The organism is Gilliamella sp. B3367 (assembly GCF_026536825.1).
GTDB classification, from domain to species: domain Bacteria; phylum Pseudomonadota; class Gammaproteobacteria; order Enterobacterales; family Orbaceae; genus Gilliamella; species Gilliamella apicola_E.
Genome location: NZ_JAFNNJ010000009.1, coordinates 1 through 18524, shown reverse-complemented (window position 1 = coordinate 18524; position 18524 = coordinate 1). Strand labels below are relative to the sequence as shown.

Below are 18524 nucleotides of genomic sequence, written 5' to 3'. Positions count from 1 at the left end.
GCGGTATTATAATAATGAGCATAAATTATATGAAAAAAGATAACGGACTTCACTGGTTATTATTTGCGGTTGTAGTTTTTATTATCGATATCGCAAGTAAATTCTGGATTATAAATAATTTTTACTTATTTGAATCTGTAAATCTTTTACCCTTCTTCTCTATCACCTATGTACATAATATTGGCGCAGCTTTCAGTATTTTTGAAGGTCAACGATGGATACTTGCTGCCGTAGCTTTTGCTGTTAGTGTCGTAATTGTTTATATGTTATATCGCAGTAACCATAAGCAAAAATTAGAAAATTTTTCATTAGCATTAATTTTAGGTGGTGCATTAGGAAACCTATTTGACCGTCTTTACCATGGATTTGTTGTCGACTTTCTAGATGTCAATTTTGGTGATTGGCACTACCCAACTTTTAATATTGCTGATTGTGCGATTTGTTTAGGTATTGGATTTTACATCCTAAGCAATTATGCTAAAAAGACTGACTAATATGCAGATTATACTCGCTAATCCTCGTGGCTTTTGTGCTGGAGTAGATCGAGCTATTACTATCGTTGAACGCGCGCTTGAGCTATTTGGTGCTCCTGTTTATGTTCGCCATGAAGTTGTACATAATCGCTACGTAGTTAACCGTCTTAAAGAACTTGGCGCAATATTTATCGAAGATCTCAATGATGTCCCAGACAACAGTATCCTTATTTTTTCTGCCCATGGGGTATCTAAAACAGTTCGTGATGAGGCCAAACGTCGCCAGCTACGAATATTCGATGCAACATGCCCTTTAGTAACTAAAGTTCATATGGAAGTCGCCAGAGCAAGCTATCGAGGTGAAGAAGTTATTCTTATTGGTCATGCTGGCCATATTGAAGTAGATGGCACGATGGGACAATATAGTAATCCAGCAGGTGGAATCTATTTAGTCGAATCAATTAAAGATGTACAAAACTTGCAAGTAAAAAATGACAATCATCTCTGTTTTACAACACAAACAACCTTATCGGTTGATGATACCGCAGAAATCATTGAAGCGTTAAAAAATCGATTTCCCAATATTCGTAGCCCTCGTAAAAACGATATTTGTTATGCCACCACTAACCGCCAACAAGCAGTTAAGCAGTTATCATCTCAAGCCGATATTGTCTTAGTGGTTGGATCTAAAAATTCATCAAACTCCAGTCGATTAGCAGAGCTTGCAAGACGAAACAGCAAAAATGCCTACTTAATCGACTACGCCTCAGACATCAATCTTAAATGGTTAGAAAATGCTCAAACTATTGGTGTCACCGCTGGCGCTTCTGCCCCAGAAATTTTAGTTAAACAAGTTATTGAGCATCTAAAAAGTTTAGGTTGCACATCAATGATTGAAACCGAAGGTATTTCAGAAAATATTACTTTTGAAATTCCCAAAGAGTTACGTATAGAAGTTAAAACAACTGATTAAGAAGCATGTGTTAGTTGCTTAAATTTTTCTAATAACTCTTCTTGGGTTTCGACATGCTCTGGATCAGCAATAATCGCATTTTGAATTGGACAGACGCGTTGACAGGTAGAATGATCATAATAACCGACACACTCAGTGCATTTATTTGGATCAATTTCATAAGTATCGAACCCCATTGAAATGGCCTCATTTGGACATTCAGGTTCACACATATCACAATTAATACACTTATCAGTTATTTTTAACGCCATTGCTACAATATCTTTAACGAATAAAAAATTTGCGCCATTATAACGCAATCCTAAATAAATCCTAATACGGATCTACATTTACATTGAGTATTGACAAAACTTTTGCAAAAAATTTTGAGGAACGGGGTTTTTGAAGGTCTAAAATTGCATAAATTTGGAAATTAAAGCCTAATGCATATCAAAATAAGTGTTCCTAATCAGATTATCCACCTAAATAGTTATTGGAATTTTAGAATTATTTTAGAAACTTATCAGCTTGACGCGAAAATAGTTTTATTAGTAAATTGAACAAAGGAACGGCTCAAAGCTTCACTAATTTTCATTAGTAAGTTAATTAGGAATTGCCTACTTTTTTGGGCAATAAACAGGTATTCCTATGTATGATTATCTAATGATATTTATAATTAAATTTTTAAGTACATATTGAAAGAAAGGTGATTTTTTCTATCAATTCAGAAATATCTTTAATACAGTTAAAAATTTTCATAAAAATTACAATTTATTATCTTTAGTTATCATTGCAAATGAAATTAATACGATACAATGCTCAAAAAATAACAAAAACGAAAGGATGAAAAATTGGCAAAATTCTTTAGATTCAAATATATCGTTATCTTTATTGCCACTTTAGTTGTGCTTTATTTAGGAAAATTAATTTTTTTTCCTTCAGAGCAGGCCGTTAATTATATTACGTCGCCAGTAACGAAAGGAAATGTTGAGAAAACGGTTCTTGCTGATGGCACTATAAGCGCTTTTAAACAAGTTAGTGTTGGTGCACAAGTTTCTGGACAAATCAAAAAATTGTATGTTGAACTTGGCGATGAAGTTAAGCAGGGAGATATGATAGCTGAGATTGATGATCTTAAACAAAGTAACGATCTCAAACAATCTGAAGCAAAATTAAACAGCTTGGAAGCTCAGCGTACATCTAAGCAAGCGAAATTAGTTAACTATCAACTAACTTATGAACGCCAATTAAAACTGGTTAAAAAAGGGGTTGGTGTCCAATCAGATTTAGATTCAGCAAAAGCCGATCTTGATGCAATCAAAGCTGATATTGCAGCGCTTGATGCAGATATTGTTAGCGCTCAAGTGGCGGTCGATACTGCAAAAGTTAATTTAGGTTATACCAAAATACGCTCACCAATTGATGGTGTTATTGTTGCCATTCCTGTCGACCAAGGGCAAACGGTAAACTCGGTACAAAGTGCTCCGACTATCGTTAAAGTCGCTCAATTGGATAAAATGACCATTGAAGCACAAATTTCGGAAGCCGATGTTATTGGTGTTAAAAAAGGTATGCCCGTTTATTTCACTATATTAGGACAACCAAACAAGCGGTTTGAGGGATTAACATTAAGATCGATTGAGCCTGCACCTGACTCAATTAATAGCGAAAACTCTACGTTAAGCTCATCATCTACCTCCAAAAGCGCAATTTATTACAATGGATTATTTGATGTTGATAATCCTGATCATCTTTTACGTATTTCAATGACAGCTCAAGTATATATTGTGTTAGCTGAAGCGAAAAATGTACTGACTATTCCATCCCAAGCTGTTCAAAAAAATTTAGCAGATAATAAAGCGATTATTTATCTACTTGATCAACATAATAATGTTGAAGAACGAGAAGTCAGTCTAGGTATCAATAATAATATCAATGTGGAAATCAAATCGGGACTTAAAGAAGGTGAAGTCGTCATTATTGGTAGTAACAATGGCGCATTATTTAATCCTAATGGACGCACGCCGAGGATAAGATTTTGATATGACAAATAATCCACTTATCAAACTTGAAAATATTGTTCGTGAATTTCCAGCCGGTGATTCAACCATACAAGTGCTTAAAAATATCAATTTAACGATTAATGCCGGTGAAATGGTTGCCATTATTGGTGCATCTGGCTCAGGCAAATCGACGTTAATGAATATTTTAGGTTGTTTAGATAAACCAAGTTCGGGAGTCTATACAATTGGAGGTCGAACCACCAATAAATTATCACCCGATGAATTAGCTGAATTACGTCGAGAACATTTTGGATTTATCTTTCAACGCTATCATTTATTAAGCGCCTTAACTGCACAAGGTAACGTTGAAATTCCCGCCATTTATGCAGGAATCACTAATGAACAACGAAAAAAACGAGCTATTGAAATATTAACGCGTTTAGGGCTTGAAGATAAAATTAATAATAAACCCAGTCAATTATCGGGAGGTCAACAACAGCGTGTCAGTATTGCTCGAGCCTTAATAAATGGCGGACAGGTTATTTTAGCAGATGAACCAACAGGCGCACTTGATCGTAAAAGCGGATTAGAAGTTATGGCTATCTTGCGAGAACTTCATAAACAAGGGCATACTGTGATTATTGTAACGCATGATAGCAATATTGCCCAAAGTGCAGAGCGAATTATTGAAATCAGTGACGGAAATATTATCTCAGATTCAATCAATCCTAACTATCAGGTAGAAGAAAAAAAAGATAATCGCCAAGTTAAACAGATCGAAACCACTAAAACCCAAGACAACTTTCAAGCTAAATACAATCGCTTTCGAGACGCCTTTAATATGGCGATATTGTCGATGCGTTCTCAACGATTACGCACTTTTCTAACCATGCTTGGTATCATCATTGGCATAGCCTCTGTCGTTTCCATGGTTGCATTAGGAGAAGGCACAAAACAAAAAATACTCTCGAATATAAACTCATTAGGAACAAGCACGCTAGAGATTTATCCCGGTAGCGGATTTGGGGATCGTAATGCAGATAAAATTACCACCCTACGCTCATCCGATGCTGACTTTTTAGCGAAACAGAATTTTGTTCATAGCACAACCCCAAACCTGGCAACATCAGTCTATTTTCGAGTCAAAAATTTGGCGATGACTGGTACAGTAAATGGTGTGGGAGAGCAATTTTTTGCCGTTCGTGGTTATAACATCACCCAAGGCATTGCTTTTGACCAAGCTAGCGTTGCATCATCAGCACAAGATGCCGTTATCGATGAAAATACCGTTAAACAGTTATTTAAGAATGAAAATCCAATTGGAAAAATTCTTATGGTGGGTCAATTGCCGGTAAGAGTAATTGGTGTTGCCACCAAACAACAACAGGGATTTGGTAATAATGAGAGTCTTAATATCTGGTTACCTTATACCACTGTCATTAATCGCATGGTTGGACAAACATCGTTAAGAAGTATTACGGTTCGGATTAATGATAATGTTGATTTATCAGTTGCTGAACAAGCGATTAATAAAATCATGATACAACGGCATGGTGTTAAAGACTTTTTTATCTTTAATTCAGATAGTATCCGTGAAACGGTTAATTCCTCGGCTTGGGTGTTAACATTATTAATCTCAACCATTGCATTTATATCACTGTTAGTCGGTGGTATTGGGGTAATGAATATCATGCTAGTATCGGTTACCGAAAGAACTCGAGAAATTGGTGTACGCATGGCTGTTGGAGCACGCTCAAGTGATATATTGCAACAGTTTTTAATCGAAGCGGTATTAGTGTGTTTGATCGGCGGAACATTAGGTATTTTATTATCATTTGTGGTCGGTGGGATTTTTAATTATTTTGTCACATCATTTGCAATGCGTTTTTCAATCATTTCAATTATCGCTGCCTTTAGCTGTTCAAGTATAATTGGCATAATTTTTGGGTATTTTCCAGCAAAACGAGCCGCAAAACTTGATCCAATTTATGCATTAGAAAGAGAATAAAAAGCGCTATTAAAATAAAATCCCTTTGCACAATAAACTGCAAAGGGATGACAATTTGTTAATAACCGTTTAAAAATTAATTATTTTGTTCTTCACTTTCAGTTTTTTTATCAATTTCTACCTTAACATGCGGATCTAAATCCACTAAGTAAGCAGTAACTCTCGCATAATCTTTGACATAATCAGTGGTATTTTTAGTATTAAGACCACGTGAGTTCACAAAAAACTTACGATTAACCACAACAGTTGGAATTGACTCAGGTCTTAATTGGTTATAGGCCTCAGTTTGTTGTGTCATAAACGCTTTAACTAAAAAACTTTGTTTGGTTTTATCAAACTGTTCAGCATCAACACCTAAGTCTGCAAAGACAGCTTTAATATCATCAGCTGTTTTTAATTTACGCTCGGTTTGTACAGCTTTATAAAGTGCATCTGACACTTTATCTTCAATACCTAATACATTAGCCACCGCCCATGCTTCAGCTAGCTCTTTAGCTAACGGACCAAAATTGTCTAAATGATAACGTTTAAATTTAGTACCATTTGGTAAAGCTTTAGCAATCGCGTCTGTTGCATGATATTCGCTTTCAAATTTAAAACAGCTAGGGCAGTTGAATGAGAAAAACTCTACAACCTCTTTATCTGGAGAGGGTTCAAATGGTAAAACACCATATTGTTCACCTTGTTCAATCGGTTTTAACTGCTCAGCAACATTTGCTGTAGCTGGTTGAGTATCATTTTTATTATCTGCTGGCGCTTCTTGCGCAAAACAGGTTATAGAAGTTAATAATACTCCAATAGCAATAAGCGTTTTTTTCATTTAATTTATTCTCCTTATTCTTTAATAATTCCGCGAGCTTTTAATATTGCTGATTTAAAATCATCTTCATAATCTTTTTTTAATCCAGGTATAGCTTCGTTTTTATCTGAATTACGCATTTTTAAATGATAAATTAAAACTTCATCACTAAGATCTTTTAAATTACCATCAAAACCAGCTTCTTTACCCAATTTATCTAAAAGCTGTAATAAATTGAGATCTGAATCATTTTCCCAAGCTGGTTGTAATAACTCAATTAACTCATCAATACGATGACATTTCATAATAACTACCTTTTAATTATTCAACTAAGTTGATAGGTGATGACATAAACCTTTATGTTAATCTTTACCTTACAATCTATATATTAATAAGCTTCTAGTATATACTCGGCTTTAAATTTAAATTGTCCATTTAAAAGATTCATAAACAAATATATTTTATGTCTAAAAAATAACTTTGCTATATAGTAATGTTATTTTGCTTTTTGGCAATGTAAAAGAGAAAGAATTTATGGAAAAACTGCCTATTACTGCTATTATTTTAGCTGGTGGTCAGAGTAACCGCATGAATGGTGTGGATAAAGGCTTGATGTTATTAGCTGGGAAACCACTTTTTCAACATGTAATTGATCGCATCAAACCTCAAGTCGATTTTATAATGATTAATTGTAATCGGCATGATGATCAGTATGGCTCGCTAAACTACCCTATTTTTGGTGATGATTTAACAGGATTTTTAGGGCCGCTTGCCGGAATCTATAGTGGCTTATTACGAAGCAATACAGATTGGAACTTATTTGTTAGTTGTGATACCCCTTTTTTACCACATGATTTGCTCGCTCGTTTAACAAAATTTTCAGCTACTCATCAAGCTATTTTCCCTTTTGATGGTAAGGATAATCACCCAACCATTTTATTAATCAATAAATCTGTCATTACTCAACTAAAAAAATATTTGGAAAACGGTGATCGCAAACTGATGTTGTTTTTAAAGAAGATTCATGCAACTGCTGTTGATTTTAGCGATACGCCTACTAGTTTTATCAATATTAATACAGTTGATATGCTAGAAAGTGCCAATTTGGTAATTGAGGCGAATAAATAAATCACAAATCGAGCCTTTTTTATACGTTAGCTTATTGATTTTTTTGTTTAAAAACCCCGTTCCTCAACTTTTTTTATATTTTAATTATTAACAGTTTGATAGATAAAAACTTACTGTCATTTTTTAAGCAATTTTTTTAATTCTTGAGCAAAGTTTTCTATTTCAACTTCTTGTGTTGACCACGAAGTGCAAAAACGTAAACAAATATGGTTTGGATCACTTTGCCCTAAATTATCCACAGCATAACGTGAAGTAATTTTTTTGGCTAATTGATTCGGTAAATTGACAAACAGCTGGTTGGTTTGTGGTTTGGCTGCAAAGGTGAATCCCTCATTTTCAAATAAGTTTGTAAGTTTTTCAGCCATCATATTGCTATGTTTGCCTAATGAAAGATAAAGGTTATTTTGCATTAACGCTTTAAATTGTACAGCTATAATCCAACTTTTAGCTAATATTGCTCCTTTTTGTTTCATATTAAAACGGAAGTCGCGATTAATAGTATGATTGTTAAATACCAACGCTTCACCAGCAAAACCACCAACTTTAGTGCCACCAATATAAAATACATCGGTATATTTGGCTAAATCAGGGAAAGTAATGTCATTATCTTTAGCGCCTAATGCCATAGCTAAACGCGCACCATCTAAATAAAGATATAAATGATTTTTTTGACAAAATTGATACAGTTTTTTTAGCTCTTGTTTGGTATATAGGGTACCTAATTCGGTAGTGTTGGAAATGTATATGAGCTTTGGTTGGACCATATGCTCATCACAATGATAATCTAAAACAGGTTGTATTGATTCTGGTGTTAATTTTCCATCTTCAGTTTTCACCGTTACAACCTTATGTCCTGTGGCTTCAATTGCACCCGTTTCATGCACATTGATGTGTCCGGTTTCCGCTGCAATCACAGCCTGATATGGTTTTAGTATATGTGAAATGGTTGTTAAATTGGTAATTGTCCCACCAGCCATAAAATGTATGTCTGCATTCGGGGATTTTAATCTTTTCCTAATCTGATCGATTGCATCATTACAACAATCATCTAAGCCATATCCAATCAACTTTTTATTATTGATATTGATAAATTCTTCTAACAATTTAGGGTGTACTGTTTGATTATAATCATTTAAAAAATCGTACATATCATTAATCTTGTATAAAATAATATTTACGTTTAAATATAGCACGTTATTGTTGAGAATCTATGAATAATAAAAAAATTATTGGTATTACTGGATATAGTGGATGTGGTAAAACCACTTTGCTAAAAAAGATTATTCAGTTAATGGTTTTGCAAAATATTAAAGTAGGTTCATTAAAACATGCCCATCATGATATTGAGTTAGATATCCCTGGCAAAGATAGTTATGAGCTACGCAAATCGGGGGCATTACAAACTATTGTTGCCTGCGATAAACGTTACGCATTGATTGAGGAAACACCCGATACCCCAGCAGATCTAAAAACGCTTATTAATCGGTTTACCGATGTTGATGTGATATTAATTGAGGGATTTAAAGATGAACAAATTCCTAAAATTATGTGTCATCTAAAACAATGTCAAAAACCATTATTTATTGATGATTTTACCATTGCTGTTGCTAGCGATGAGCCGTTAATAACATCTTTACCTGTATTAGATATTAATCAACCAGAGCAAATTGTGAATTTTATAAATAATTATTTATTTTGCCGTTAATATATCGTATTTTACTTAACTGTTTTTTTACTAATATTATCACTATGAAATTTCAACTAAGAAAAGCTATAAGCATTGCCAAGAAAGTCCTAATTGGATTAATGCTTTTCTCTGTTTTTCTTATTCTGCTTATGCGTTGGGTTAATCCTTGGGGTTCCATGTTGATGGTCGAAAGAAAGATCGCTAACTGGAATATTAATCAACAACGAATTTGGAAAGATTGGGATCAAATTTCAGATAATATTAAGATTGCCGTTATAGCTGCTGAAGATCAGCAATTTGCCAATCATTGGGGATTTGATTTTAAGGCTATAAACCGTGCGTTAAATTATAATAAAAATAATAGAAAAATCCGTGGCGCCAGTACCATCACTCAGCAAGTTGCGAAAAATATTTTTTTATGGTCATCGCGAAATTGGATCCGCAAAGGTGTTGAATCATGGTTCACAGTTTGGATTGAGCTTATTTGGTCAAAGCAACGGACACTTGAGATTTATTTAAATAGCGTTGAATGGGGTGAAGGGATTTTTGGTATTGAGGCCGCCTCACGCCACTACTTTGGTGTCAGTGCAAAGCAATTAACCAAAGAGCAAGCTAGTTTACTGGCTGCAATTTTACCTAATCCTAGAAAATGGAGTCCAGTTAATCCTAATATCCTTACACAAAAAAAAGCAAAATGGATCCTAGGCCAAATGGAAAATTTAGATACGAAAAAATATTTGAAGAAACTTAATTAATTAACGCTTAATGTTTTTATAAATTCAGGCACAATTTTACTTGCAGGGCCGTAAATTTTGGTTTGAAATAAACTTTCCCCCAAACTCGGCTCTAAATTGAGCTCAACAGTTTTTGCCCCCGATTGATTAGCAACCTCTACAAAACCCGCTGCCGGGTAAACATTGCCCGATGTACCAATCGAAATAAAATAGTCAGCTTGTGAAAGCGCATGGTAAATTTTATTCATCTCTAATGGGATTTCACCAAACCATACTATGTGTGGACGAATAAGCTTATTTTTTACATAATCCACATCTTGATGACAATCAATGATTTGCCCAGTTTGTTCATTACGAACTTTCAATAATTCGCCATGCATGTGAATAATATTTTTAGAACCCGCCCGCTCATGAAGATTATCAACATTTTGTGTCACAATTAATACATTTTCACTGCCGAGCTTATGTTCAAGCTCAGCTAAAGCAAAATGCGCTAAGTTTGGTTTTACCTCAGGGCTTTGTAATTTTTTTCGTAGCATATTATAGAAAGAATGGACCGCAATGGGATCGCGACTATAACCTTCATAGGTTGCAACATCATTAACATCATATCCTTCCCACAATCCATCTTGTGCACGGAATGTCGATAGTCCAGATTCCGCAGAAATACCCGCACCCGTTAAAATAACAATTTTCGTTTCTTTCATCATACCTTAACTTCTTATCTTTCTAATTAGGTAGGTTTAATTGATTTGCTATTGGCTATATTCGGTTGTAAACATGCTCATAGCAGGTTTTTTTAAGTTTTGATACTTACTATAAGCACTAGCTACTTTTGATCTTACATTTGCTTTGCTTTCACCATTTAACCAACTATCAATCATAGCGTGCACACTATACGCTTCCGGAGCCATATACTGCATGGTTAATATCAATGGCGAAATTCCGGTAGCTAATAACGGTTTGGAAAAATATTTTTGACTTTTACAAGCAAAAACGGCCGCATAGCGCGATTTTTGCTTTTCTTTCTCTTCTTTTGAGTTTGACGCCCAACTCGTTTCATAACCAAAGAATTTACTCCAAGACCATTCCATTAAACCATTGTGACCAATGTAAACAACTAAATTAGCTTTACCACCGCCAGCGATTATTTTTTTGTTATCTAGGGTAAATGTTGATTGTTTTTTGCCTGCTGAGTAATTAATAAAATCATCAATCGTATTATCAATATATTTACCATCATAAGCTTGCGCAATAATATAAACATCTTTGCTTTTATGTTTATAGATAATCTCTTCTAATATTTTACCCTCTTGAGGTTTATTGACTTGGACTACTTGCCATTCTTTTTGTTTACTAAAAAATGTTTTAAAGCCATAGGCGGCGCCCCAATAAAGATTATTTTTTGGATCTTGACCATTACCGATTGCTGCTGGAACGGGTACAATTCCTTGATACTTATTATCACATAATGCAACAACAACATGAATTACTTTGGGATCAGCAAAACATGAAACGGAAAAACACATAATTAGCATTAATAATAGATATTTACTGGCTTTCTTCATTTGTTATCAATTCTCCATTCACTTCGTATTTTACAATTACATTATTTTTATACATCATTTCAGAGCAAATACATGCCGGGGCGCCACCGACATTGTTTTTGGTCATGGTGTCTCTCCAGATTTCATTTTTTCTATAGATAACACCTTGCCTTTTAATAAAGGCATGCTGCTTTTCATAAACATGATAGCTGTATAGTCTTTCTGCATCACATAATAGCTCACCCTCTAGTTGGTGATCGCCAACATGAAGCATAATTTGAAACGTTTTATCGGTAGGATTATGAATAATAAGATCAATATAATTATAAAAAATAGCGGCACCCGAACCAAAAGGTAACACTCGACCATCATCAGGAAAAGGATCAAAGCTATGATTTGCTCGTTCGACTATTTGGAGTTCTGAATGGAGAGCTAACCAATGAATTAGATTACTGATCTGACATATACCACCGCCAATACCTGAACGAGCTACGCCAAATGAAAGTTCCATTCCATTCACAAATCCCCGCTTTTTAGTTGGTTTTCCGACTAATCGGCAAAACGAGAAATATTCACCAGGTTTAATTAAGATTCCATTTAACGAATCAACGGCAATTTTTAGGTTTGTGACTTTATTGTATTGAAGCTGAATATCGCTGTTACCCAATCGACGTATTAATTTGGATGTATGTTTTTTATAACGATATGGTAAACGTAAATCATGACTTCGTTCTAAGCTATATTGACGTGAAGAATAATACCAAAACAAATGACGAAACAAGCGACGCTGATTTACCCTTAACCAATAAAGTAAGGGATGATAACTGGATAACGGCTTTCGCATTATTGCTTTTTCCTTATATTCTACTAATATCGATTATAGCATCAAAAGATTTATATACTATGTTATATAAGTTTTTTAAGTTTAAAAAATTGTTACAAGACGCTTTGGTTTATTTACCAAAATACCTTAACATTTAACAAATTTAATCTCTTCGACATAATTTTAATCACACAGTTCGCTTAATACGTTTAGGAAATGGATAAAATGAAAACAATAGGTTTAATCGGTGGGATGAGCTGGGAAAGTACAGTGACTTATTATCAAGTGATCAATCAAATGGTAGGAAAATCATTAGGAGGATTACATTCAGCCAAGACGCTTTTATATAGTGTCGACTTTCAAGAAATTGAACATTGTCAGTCCAATGGTGAGTGGGATAAAAGTGCGCTCATTTTAATTGATGCAGCGAAAAGACTAGCATTAGCCGGGGCAGATTTTATCGTGATTTGTACCAATACGATGCATAAAGTCGCAGATCAGGTTCAAGCTGCCATTGATATTCCCATTCTCCATATTGCTGATGTTACGGCACAGCACTTAATCAAAGGCAATATTCATACGGTTGCTTTGCTAGGAACAAAATATACGATGGAACAAGACTTTTATAAATCAAAACTGACTAATAAAGGTTTGAAAGTACTGATTCCCGATGAGCAAGATAGAATGATCATCAATCAAATTATCTATGATGAACTCTGCCATGGCATAATTAAGCCAAGCGCTAAACAAGCTTATCTTGATATTATTGATAAACTTGTTAACCAAGGAGCACAAGGCGTTATACTGGGTTGCACTGAAATTGGCTTGTTAATCCAACAGGCAGATTGCCTGACGCCATTTTTTGATACCGCTTTATTGCATGCCGAGCAAGCGGCCTTACTTGCAATAAGTTAATCATTTACTCTTTATCAGTATATTCTAATATATCACCCGGTTGGCAATCTAAGTGTTTACAGATTGCCTCGAGGGTTGCCAGTCTGAATCCTTTTACTTTACCTTGCTTTAGTAATGATAAATTTTGTTCAGTAATACCGATTGCGGCTGCTAAGTCTTTGGATTTAACTTTGCGTTTAGCCAGCATTACATCTAAATTTATAATAATTGCCACATTAAGATCCTATTAAATCGTTTTCTAGGTTAACGTCATTGTATCGTACTCTACGTTATTATTTATATGCCATATTTAGATAAACTGTCTATTTTCTTCAGCGATCTGACAGGCCTTTTTTAAGATCTGACCAATTAGCATAATACTGATTGCTAAAAGCAATGTCATAAAATCTTCGCTAGTAAACGATACCGTAAAATAACGCTCAGGTTGATTGTAACTTAATATTGCCGTTATTACCGGTTCTGAAAGTATGCCCATTATCGCCCAAATTACCAAAAATTTACCAAAGTTATAACAGTATTTTGTTGATTTAACGGAAAAATAGTCCGCTTGCGCAAAATTAACCAGCATTAATCGTAGTTGATTAAAAGCATAAATTAAAATAACAATTCTGCCGGTATCAATAAGTGTTGCTAAGGCAGCTTGCCAAAAGTTTAGGCCTGTGGAAATGTCGATACTATCATCCATTGTCGTGGAAATGAAAAAAGAATATCCATCAGATCCAAACCCAATATTGTTCTTATCAAAAAAGTAATATAACAAAGGCGATATCGTTCCAATCAGCATACATAAGATAGGGATCAAAATTAATACTGACATCAATTTACAATATTGATTTAAGCGAGTCTGATTTTTAGCTATATCTGTGTTCATTTTTATTTCCTTTTGGTTAAATTTACCAAATAGAGTATAAGCTGAGGGAAATAAAAAAACAACAATTTATTAAAATAAAACGATAATAATTTATCGTTATTCACTTATTTGTAATTATAAAAAAGCCTTGCTGTTTAACGGCAAGGCTTCAAAAAATTAACTAATTATTTATGCTTCAATAGCAACACGTAGTTTTTTCATTGCATTTTTTTCGAGTTGGCGTATACGCTCAGCCGAAACACTATATTTATCAGCCAAAACCTGCAATGTTGATTTGCTATCATCAGCATCTAACCAACGCGCTTTAATAATATCTTGGCTACGCTCGTCTAATTGAGATAATGCATCATGTAATTTATCAGTTGCATCATTTTCCCAATTGTCATTTTCAATTGATTTAGAAAAATCAGAATTAACATCTTCTAAATAAAGCGCAGGAGCAACAATTGAATTATCATCGTCATCACTATCAATATCAAATGACATATCTTGCGCTGACATTCGTGATTCCATCTCTAGTACATCTTTACGACTTACGCCAAGCTCATCAGCAACCATATCAACTTCAGCACTATTAAACCAACCTAAACGTTGTTTATTTTTTCTCAAATTAAAAAATAATTTTCTTTGCGCTTTAGTGGTTGCGACTTTTACAATACGCCAGTTTTTTAGTACGTATTCGTGAATTTCAGCTTTTATCCAGTGTACCGCAAAAGAGACTAAACGTACTCCCATTCCTGGATTAAAACGACGTACCGCTTTCATTAAACCAATGTTACCTTCTTGAATCAAATCAGCTTGTGGTAGACCGTAACCAGAATATCCACGCGCAATATGCGCAACAAAGCGTAAATGAGACAAAATTAATTGTCTTGCTGCATCAACATCATCATGATAATAAAGTCTTTCACCTAGAGACTTTTCTTCCTCAGCTGTTAGCATCGGATAAGTATTTATCATACGAAGATATGATTCAATATTTCCTTGTGGGATTAAAGCACCTGCTTGCATTTTTAAATCAGTACTCATTTAATTCCCCCCTTAAATTAGACTAATTTTGTTACATCTTACTTGTGTAACAATTTAAATTCTTTCTTTTAATTTAGACCACTAAAATGTGATTTAGTTCACATTTTTATCATAATTTTTATTATGTAGGATCTGGTAAAAATGGCAAATATTTAATCCACCATTATGAAGCTATAACCATTTTATTCAAATACTTTTTAGTAGCAATAAATGCTGAAAACCAACCTATAATCATCGAGAATAAAATAATTAATAAGCTTTCATCCCATGAAAGACCATTTATATTAACTATTGTTCCAAAAACATCCGATACATGCAACATGGTTGAATCTATTTGAAGGATAAATACTTTCGATAGAACCAAAGCCAAAATAGCACTAATTAATCCAGTAAAAATACCATTATATAAAAATGGTCGTAAAATAAAGCCTTCCGTTGCCCCAATCAATTGCATAACCATAATCGTTTGCCTGCGAGCAAATATATTTAACCGAATGCTATTCCCAATAACCAGTGACACAGCAATGATCATAAAGATTGAAATCGTCCATACTATTGATTTGACCATATTGGTTAATGCCGTTAATCGCGTAAACCAACTGTCATCAAGCTGTACATCATCGACACCATCTATTTTTCGTAATCGTGCTTGTAGATCGTGTAATTTATTAGTTTGCTTAGCTTCTTCAACTGGAAAAATGATAGCAACTGCAGGCAATGGATTGTCAGCAAGTAAATCAAGTGCATCATCAAATCCTGACCAAGTTTTGAATTCATCGCGTGTTTCATCTCGAGAAAGATAAGTCACATTTTGAACTTCAGGAATCGTTTTAAATTGGTCAATTAAATTATTAGTTTGCTCTGGCGTTAGTGTTTTGTTTATATAAACTGTTACGTTAGGAGTTGGATACCATTGCTCTGCTGCTTGATTTGCATTTTTTAATAGTAAATAGCCTATTGTCGGTAAAGTAATTGAAATAGCAATAACAAAAATAGTCAGCAAAGAGGCAAATATATTTTGATAAAAATAGTTAAATACATTATGCCATGCATAGCCAATCTGCCTTTTCCACCGCCCTAAAAAGCTATTATTCTTTTTTTGTTTAGATGGTTTAATTTTGGCCTTTATCATCAACTTTTAACCTCTAAACGTCCTTGATTTAAATTGAGTATTCGATGGTGTTTTCGACGAATAAGCCCCATGTTATGCGTTGCCATCAGTACAGTTACACCAGTCTGGTTAAACTCTTCAAATAATTTCAATATATCTTTTGAAAGTTTATCATCTAAATTACCAGTAGGTTCATCAGCAAGTAATACGGTTGGGCGATTAACAATAGCTCGAGCTATTCCTACGCGCTGCTGCTCCCCGCCAGATAACTGTATTGGATAAAATTTCATTTTATCAATCAATCCAACTTTATCTAATGCTGCTGAAACTCGTCTTTTAATTTCTTCGGCTGGCTTTCCTAAAATGATTAATGGAAAAGCCACATTCTCATAAACAGTATGATCTAATAATAATTGGTGATCTTGAAATATCATACCTATTGTACGACGCAAAAACGGCACTTGATGTTTTTTTAAACGAGAAACATCAACACCATTAAGTAATACTTTACCATCATTCGCTTTTTCTAAACCACAAATCAAACGCATTAATGTGCTTTTACCTGCACCTGAATGGCCTGTTAAGAAAGCCATTTCCCCTTGCGATAAAGTAAATGTTATATTTTGCAAAGCTGGCTTTCCACCAGAATAAACTTTACTAACACGTTCAAATCGAATCATGATTTATCTCTATTCTTCTGCTTCATCAAACAGTGCGTTAATAAAATCATCAGCTACAAATGGTCTTAGGTCTTCTATTTTTTCACCGACACCGATATAACGGATTGGAATATTAAACTGATCAGCAATGCTGAATATAATACCACCTTTTGCAGTACCATCTAATTTAGTCAATGTCATCCCTGTTACACCAACAGCTTCATTAAATAATTTAGTTTGACTAATAGCATTTTGGCCTGTTCCTGCATCTATTGTTAACATGATTTCGTGAGGAGCAGTTTCATCTTGTTTTTTAATTACTCGTACAATCTTTTTTAATTCATCCATCAGATGTGATTTATTTTGCAAACGTCCTGCAGTATCAGCAATTAATACATCAATATTTTTCGCTTTTGCAGCTTGAATGGCATCAAAAATTACCGATGCAGAATCAGCATTAATGTGTTGTGCGATTACTGGGATATTATTACGTTCACCCCAAACCTGTAATTGTTCAACAGCAGCAGCGCGAAAAGTATCGCCAGCTGCAAGCATAACTGATTTACCTTGTTGTTGAAATTGACGAGCTAATTTGCCAATTGTCGTCGTTTTTCCAACACCGTTTACACCAACCATCAATATAACAAAAGGTTTATGACTTTCTATATTTAGAGGTTGTTGAGCACCATCTAAAATAGATTTCATTTCATTTTTTAATAGATCATGTAATGCATCAGCATCTTTTAATTCTTTTCTTGAAGCTTGTTGTGTTAATGTGCTTATTAATTTTTGTGTGGTATCGAAACCAACATCAGCAATGATCAATTGCTCTTCTAATTCTTCAAACAGTTGATCATCGATCTTTTTTCCTTTAAATAAGCTAAGAAAACCAGATCCTATATTTTGTTTAGTTTTAAAAAGACCTTTTTTTAAACGAGAAAAAAAACCTTCTTTTTTTTGTTCAATCATAAATAACTTATCCCATGATCAATATCAATGATCATTTTATCTTATTTTATTATAAAGCCCAACGTATTCGATCAAAGAGAATCATATTATTGATCTATTTGATCCTTGAATCTTTTAAGGATCGTGAATTAAATTTAATTATTTAATATAAAGATCGTTGAGAGTAATAGATCGCCATTCGCCTTGGGGTAGGTTGTGAGTAAATAAATTATACTTGCCAATCTGAACTCGAATTAAACGTAAGCAAGGAAATCCAACGGCGGCACACATTCTTCTAACTTGTCGATTTTTTCCTTCTGTTATAGTAACACTTATCCATGAAGTGGGAATTGTTTTGCGTTCTCGAATAGGTGGGACTCGTTGCCACAAATTAATAGGCTCTTCTAAAAAATCCACGATTGCAGGTGCGGTATGAAATTCCTTCAATTGTACACCGCTGATTAATTTATCAATCGCTTGCTTATCAATTAACCCTTCAACTTGTACCCAATAGGTTTTAGGTAATTTAAATTTTGGAGAACTAATTTTAGACTGCAATTTACCATCATTGGTCAGTAATAATAATCCTTCACTATCAGTATCTAAACGACCAGCAGGATAAAATCTAGGCATGGATATATAATCTTTTAATGTCTGATATTTTTCATGAGCAGAAAACTGTGTCACGACATTAAATGGTTTATTAAAAGCGATTAATGAACTCATTCTATCCTCAGAAGAATTAAATAACCTTAGAATGCAAAAAAGCCCAGCATTGCTGCTGGGCTTTCGCTCTAATTTAAAAGTCTGGCGGCACCCTACTCTCACATGGGTAAT

Annotated in this window: 21 protein-coding genes and 1 pseudogene; 8 read left to right on the top strand and 14 right to left on the bottom strand. The window is 34.1% G+C overall.

Features of this window, described 5'->3' with window-relative positions; translation table 11 throughout:
- The first annotated feature begins 29 nt into the window (after window positions 1-29).
- Window positions 30-494, top strand: coding sequence for a signal peptidase II (gene lspA, locus J3U23_RS10940; RefSeq protein WP_065733549.1), 465 nt, complete (start codon window positions 30-32; stop codon window positions 492-494).
- 1 nt (window position 495) lies between these two features.
- On the top strand, window positions 496-1446 hold the full coding sequence (gene ispH, locus J3U23_RS10935; protein ID WP_267339238.1) for a 4-hydroxy-3-methylbut-2-enyl diphosphate reductase: 951 nt from the start codon (window positions 496-498) through the stop codon (window positions 1444-1446).
- On the opposite strand, the gene J3U23_RS10930 is transcribed toward ispH, so the two are convergent.
- Window positions 1443-1697, bottom strand: coding sequence for a YfhL family 4Fe-4S dicluster ferredoxin (locus J3U23_RS10930; protein ID WP_065733593.1), 255 nt, complete (start codon window positions 1695-1697; stop codon window positions 1443-1445). The genes ispH and J3U23_RS10930 overlap by 4 nt on opposite strands.
- Window positions 1698-2276: 579 nt before the next feature.
- On the opposite strand from J3U23_RS10930, the gene J3U23_RS10925 reads away from it, so the two are divergent.
- Both J3U23_RS10925 and J3U23_RS10920 read left to right on the top strand, forming a co-directional pair.
- Entirely contained in the window at window positions 2277-3467 is a 1191-nt protein-coding gene (locus tag J3U23_RS10925; protein ID WP_267331090.1) for an efflux RND transporter periplasmic adaptor subunit, read from the top strand.
- A 1-nt stretch (window position 3468) separates the two neighbouring features.
- Entirely contained in the window at window positions 3469-5436 is a 1968-nt protein-coding gene (locus J3U23_RS10920) for a MacB family efflux pump subunit (protein WP_065563830.1), read from the top strand.
- Window positions 5437-5512: 76 nt separating this feature from the next.
- On the opposite strand, the gene J3U23_RS10915 is transcribed toward J3U23_RS10920, so the two are convergent.
- The gene (locus J3U23_RS10915; protein WP_065563831.1) at window positions 5513-6256 is read right to left on the bottom strand and encodes a DsbA family protein; all 744 of its coding nucleotides are present in this window, start codon (window positions 6254-6256) and stop codon (window positions 5513-5515) included.
- A 14-nt stretch (window positions 6257-6270) separates the two neighbouring features.
- Window positions 6271-6540: a YihD family protein gene (locus tag J3U23_RS10910; RefSeq protein ID WP_065563832.1), complete on the bottom strand. Its 270-nt coding sequence runs from the start codon at window positions 6538-6540 to the stop codon at window positions 6271-6273.
- 229 nt (window positions 6541-6769) lie between these two features.
- Between J3U23_RS10910 and mobA the strand changes: the two genes are divergently transcribed.
- A complete protein-coding gene (gene mobA, locus J3U23_RS10905; protein WP_267339237.1) occupies window positions 6770-7363 on the top strand; it encodes a molybdenum cofactor guanylyltransferase MobA in 594 nt (197 codons plus the stop codon).
- 116 nt (window positions 7364-7479) lie between these two features.
- Here mobA and J3U23_RS10900 read toward each other — a convergent pair whose 3' ends face one another.
- Entirely contained in the window at window positions 7480-8511 is a 1032-nt protein-coding gene (locus J3U23_RS10900) for a threonine aldolase family protein (RefSeq protein ID WP_065563834.1), read from the bottom strand.
- 62 nt (window positions 8512-8573) lie between these two features.
- On the opposite strand from J3U23_RS10900, the gene mobB reads away from it, so the two are divergent.
- Both mobB and mtgA read left to right on the top strand, forming a co-directional pair.
- Window positions 8574-9068: a molybdopterin-guanine dinucleotide biosynthesis protein B gene (gene mobB / locus J3U23_RS10895; RefSeq protein WP_065563835.1), complete on the top strand. Its 495-nt coding sequence runs from the start codon at window positions 8574-8576 to the stop codon at window positions 9066-9068.
- A 44-nt stretch (window positions 9069-9112) separates the two neighbouring features.
- Window positions 9113-9805, top strand: a complete 693-nt coding sequence (gene mtgA, locus J3U23_RS10890) for a monofunctional biosynthetic peptidoglycan transglycosylase (protein WP_267339236.1) — start codon at window positions 9113-9115, stop codon at window positions 9803-9805.
- On the opposite strand, the gene cobB is transcribed toward mtgA, so the two are convergent.
- The 3 genes from cobB to J3U23_RS10875 are packed head-to-tail and all read right to left on the bottom strand — an operon-like array spanning window position 9802 to window position 12175.
- On the bottom strand, window positions 9802-10494 hold the full coding sequence (cobB, locus tag J3U23_RS10885; protein WP_267339235.1) for a Sir2 family NAD+-dependent deacetylase: 693 nt from the start codon (window positions 10492-10494) through the stop codon (window positions 9802-9804). The genes mtgA and cobB overlap by 4 nt on opposite strands.
- A 45-nt stretch (window positions 10495-10539) precedes the next feature.
- Window positions 10540-11352, bottom strand: coding sequence for a hypothetical protein (locus tag J3U23_RS10880; RefSeq protein ID WP_065563838.1), 813 nt, complete (start codon window positions 11350-11352; stop codon window positions 10540-10542).
- Window positions 11336-12175, bottom strand: coding sequence for a VanW family protein (locus J3U23_RS10875; protein WP_267339234.1), 840 nt, complete (start codon window positions 12173-12175; stop codon window positions 11336-11338). Before J3U23_RS10875 ends, J3U23_RS10880 begins: the two co-directional genes overlap by 17 nt.
- Window positions 12176-12379: 204 nt before the next feature.
- Here J3U23_RS10875 and J3U23_RS10870 point away from each other — a divergent pair, with 204 nt between their 5' ends.
- Entirely contained in the window at window positions 12380-13069 is a 690-nt protein-coding gene (locus J3U23_RS10870; protein ID WP_267339233.1) for an aspartate/glutamate racemase family protein, read from the top strand.
- A 4-nt stretch (window positions 13070-13073) separates the two neighbouring features.
- On the opposite strand, the gene J3U23_RS10865 is transcribed toward J3U23_RS10870, so the two are convergent.
- From J3U23_RS10865 to J3U23_RS10835, 7 genes and pseudogenes are all read right to left on the bottom strand, one after another.
- Entirely contained in the window at window positions 13074-13283 is a 210-nt protein-coding gene (locus tag J3U23_RS10865) for a helix-turn-helix domain-containing protein (RefSeq protein WP_065733542.1), read from the bottom strand.
- 75 nt (window positions 13284-13358) lie between these two features.
- Window positions 13359-13940, bottom strand: a complete 582-nt coding sequence (locus tag J3U23_RS10860) for a DUF2975 domain-containing protein (protein WP_267337746.1) — start codon at window positions 13938-13940, stop codon at window positions 13359-13361.
- Between the two features lie 168 nt (window positions 13941-14108).
- Complete coding sequence (gene rpoH / locus J3U23_RS10855; protein ID WP_065733540.1) at window positions 14109-14969, bottom strand: RNA polymerase sigma factor RpoH; 861 nt, start codon at window positions 14967-14969, stop codon at window positions 14109-14111.
- 163 nt (window positions 14970-15132) lie between these two features.
- Window positions 15133-16101 carry a permease-like cell division protein FtsX gene (gene ftsX, locus J3U23_RS10850; protein ID WP_267337744.1) on the bottom strand — a complete coding sequence of 323 codons (969 nt, stop codon included), beginning with the start codon at window positions 16099-16101 and terminating at the stop codon, window positions 15133-15135.
- Window positions 16101-16760 (bottom strand): cell division ATP-binding protein FtsE, encoded by a 660-nt coding sequence (ftsE, locus tag J3U23_RS10845; protein ID WP_065563843.1) that lies wholly within the window; start codon window positions 16758-16760, stop codon window positions 16101-16103. Before ftsE ends, ftsX begins: the two co-directional genes overlap by 1 nt.
- Before the next feature lie 9 nt (window positions 16761-16769).
- Window positions 16770-17693: pseudogene (gene ftsY / locus J3U23_RS10840) on the bottom strand (signal recognition particle-docking protein FtsY); the annotation flags it as partial.
- A gap of 153 nt (window positions 17694-17846) precedes the next feature.
- Complete coding sequence (locus tag J3U23_RS10835; protein ID WP_267331078.1) at window positions 17847-18413, bottom strand: pseudouridine synthase; 567 nt, start codon at window positions 18411-18413, stop codon at window positions 17847-17849.
- Between the last annotated feature and the right edge of the window lie 111 nt (window positions 18414-18524).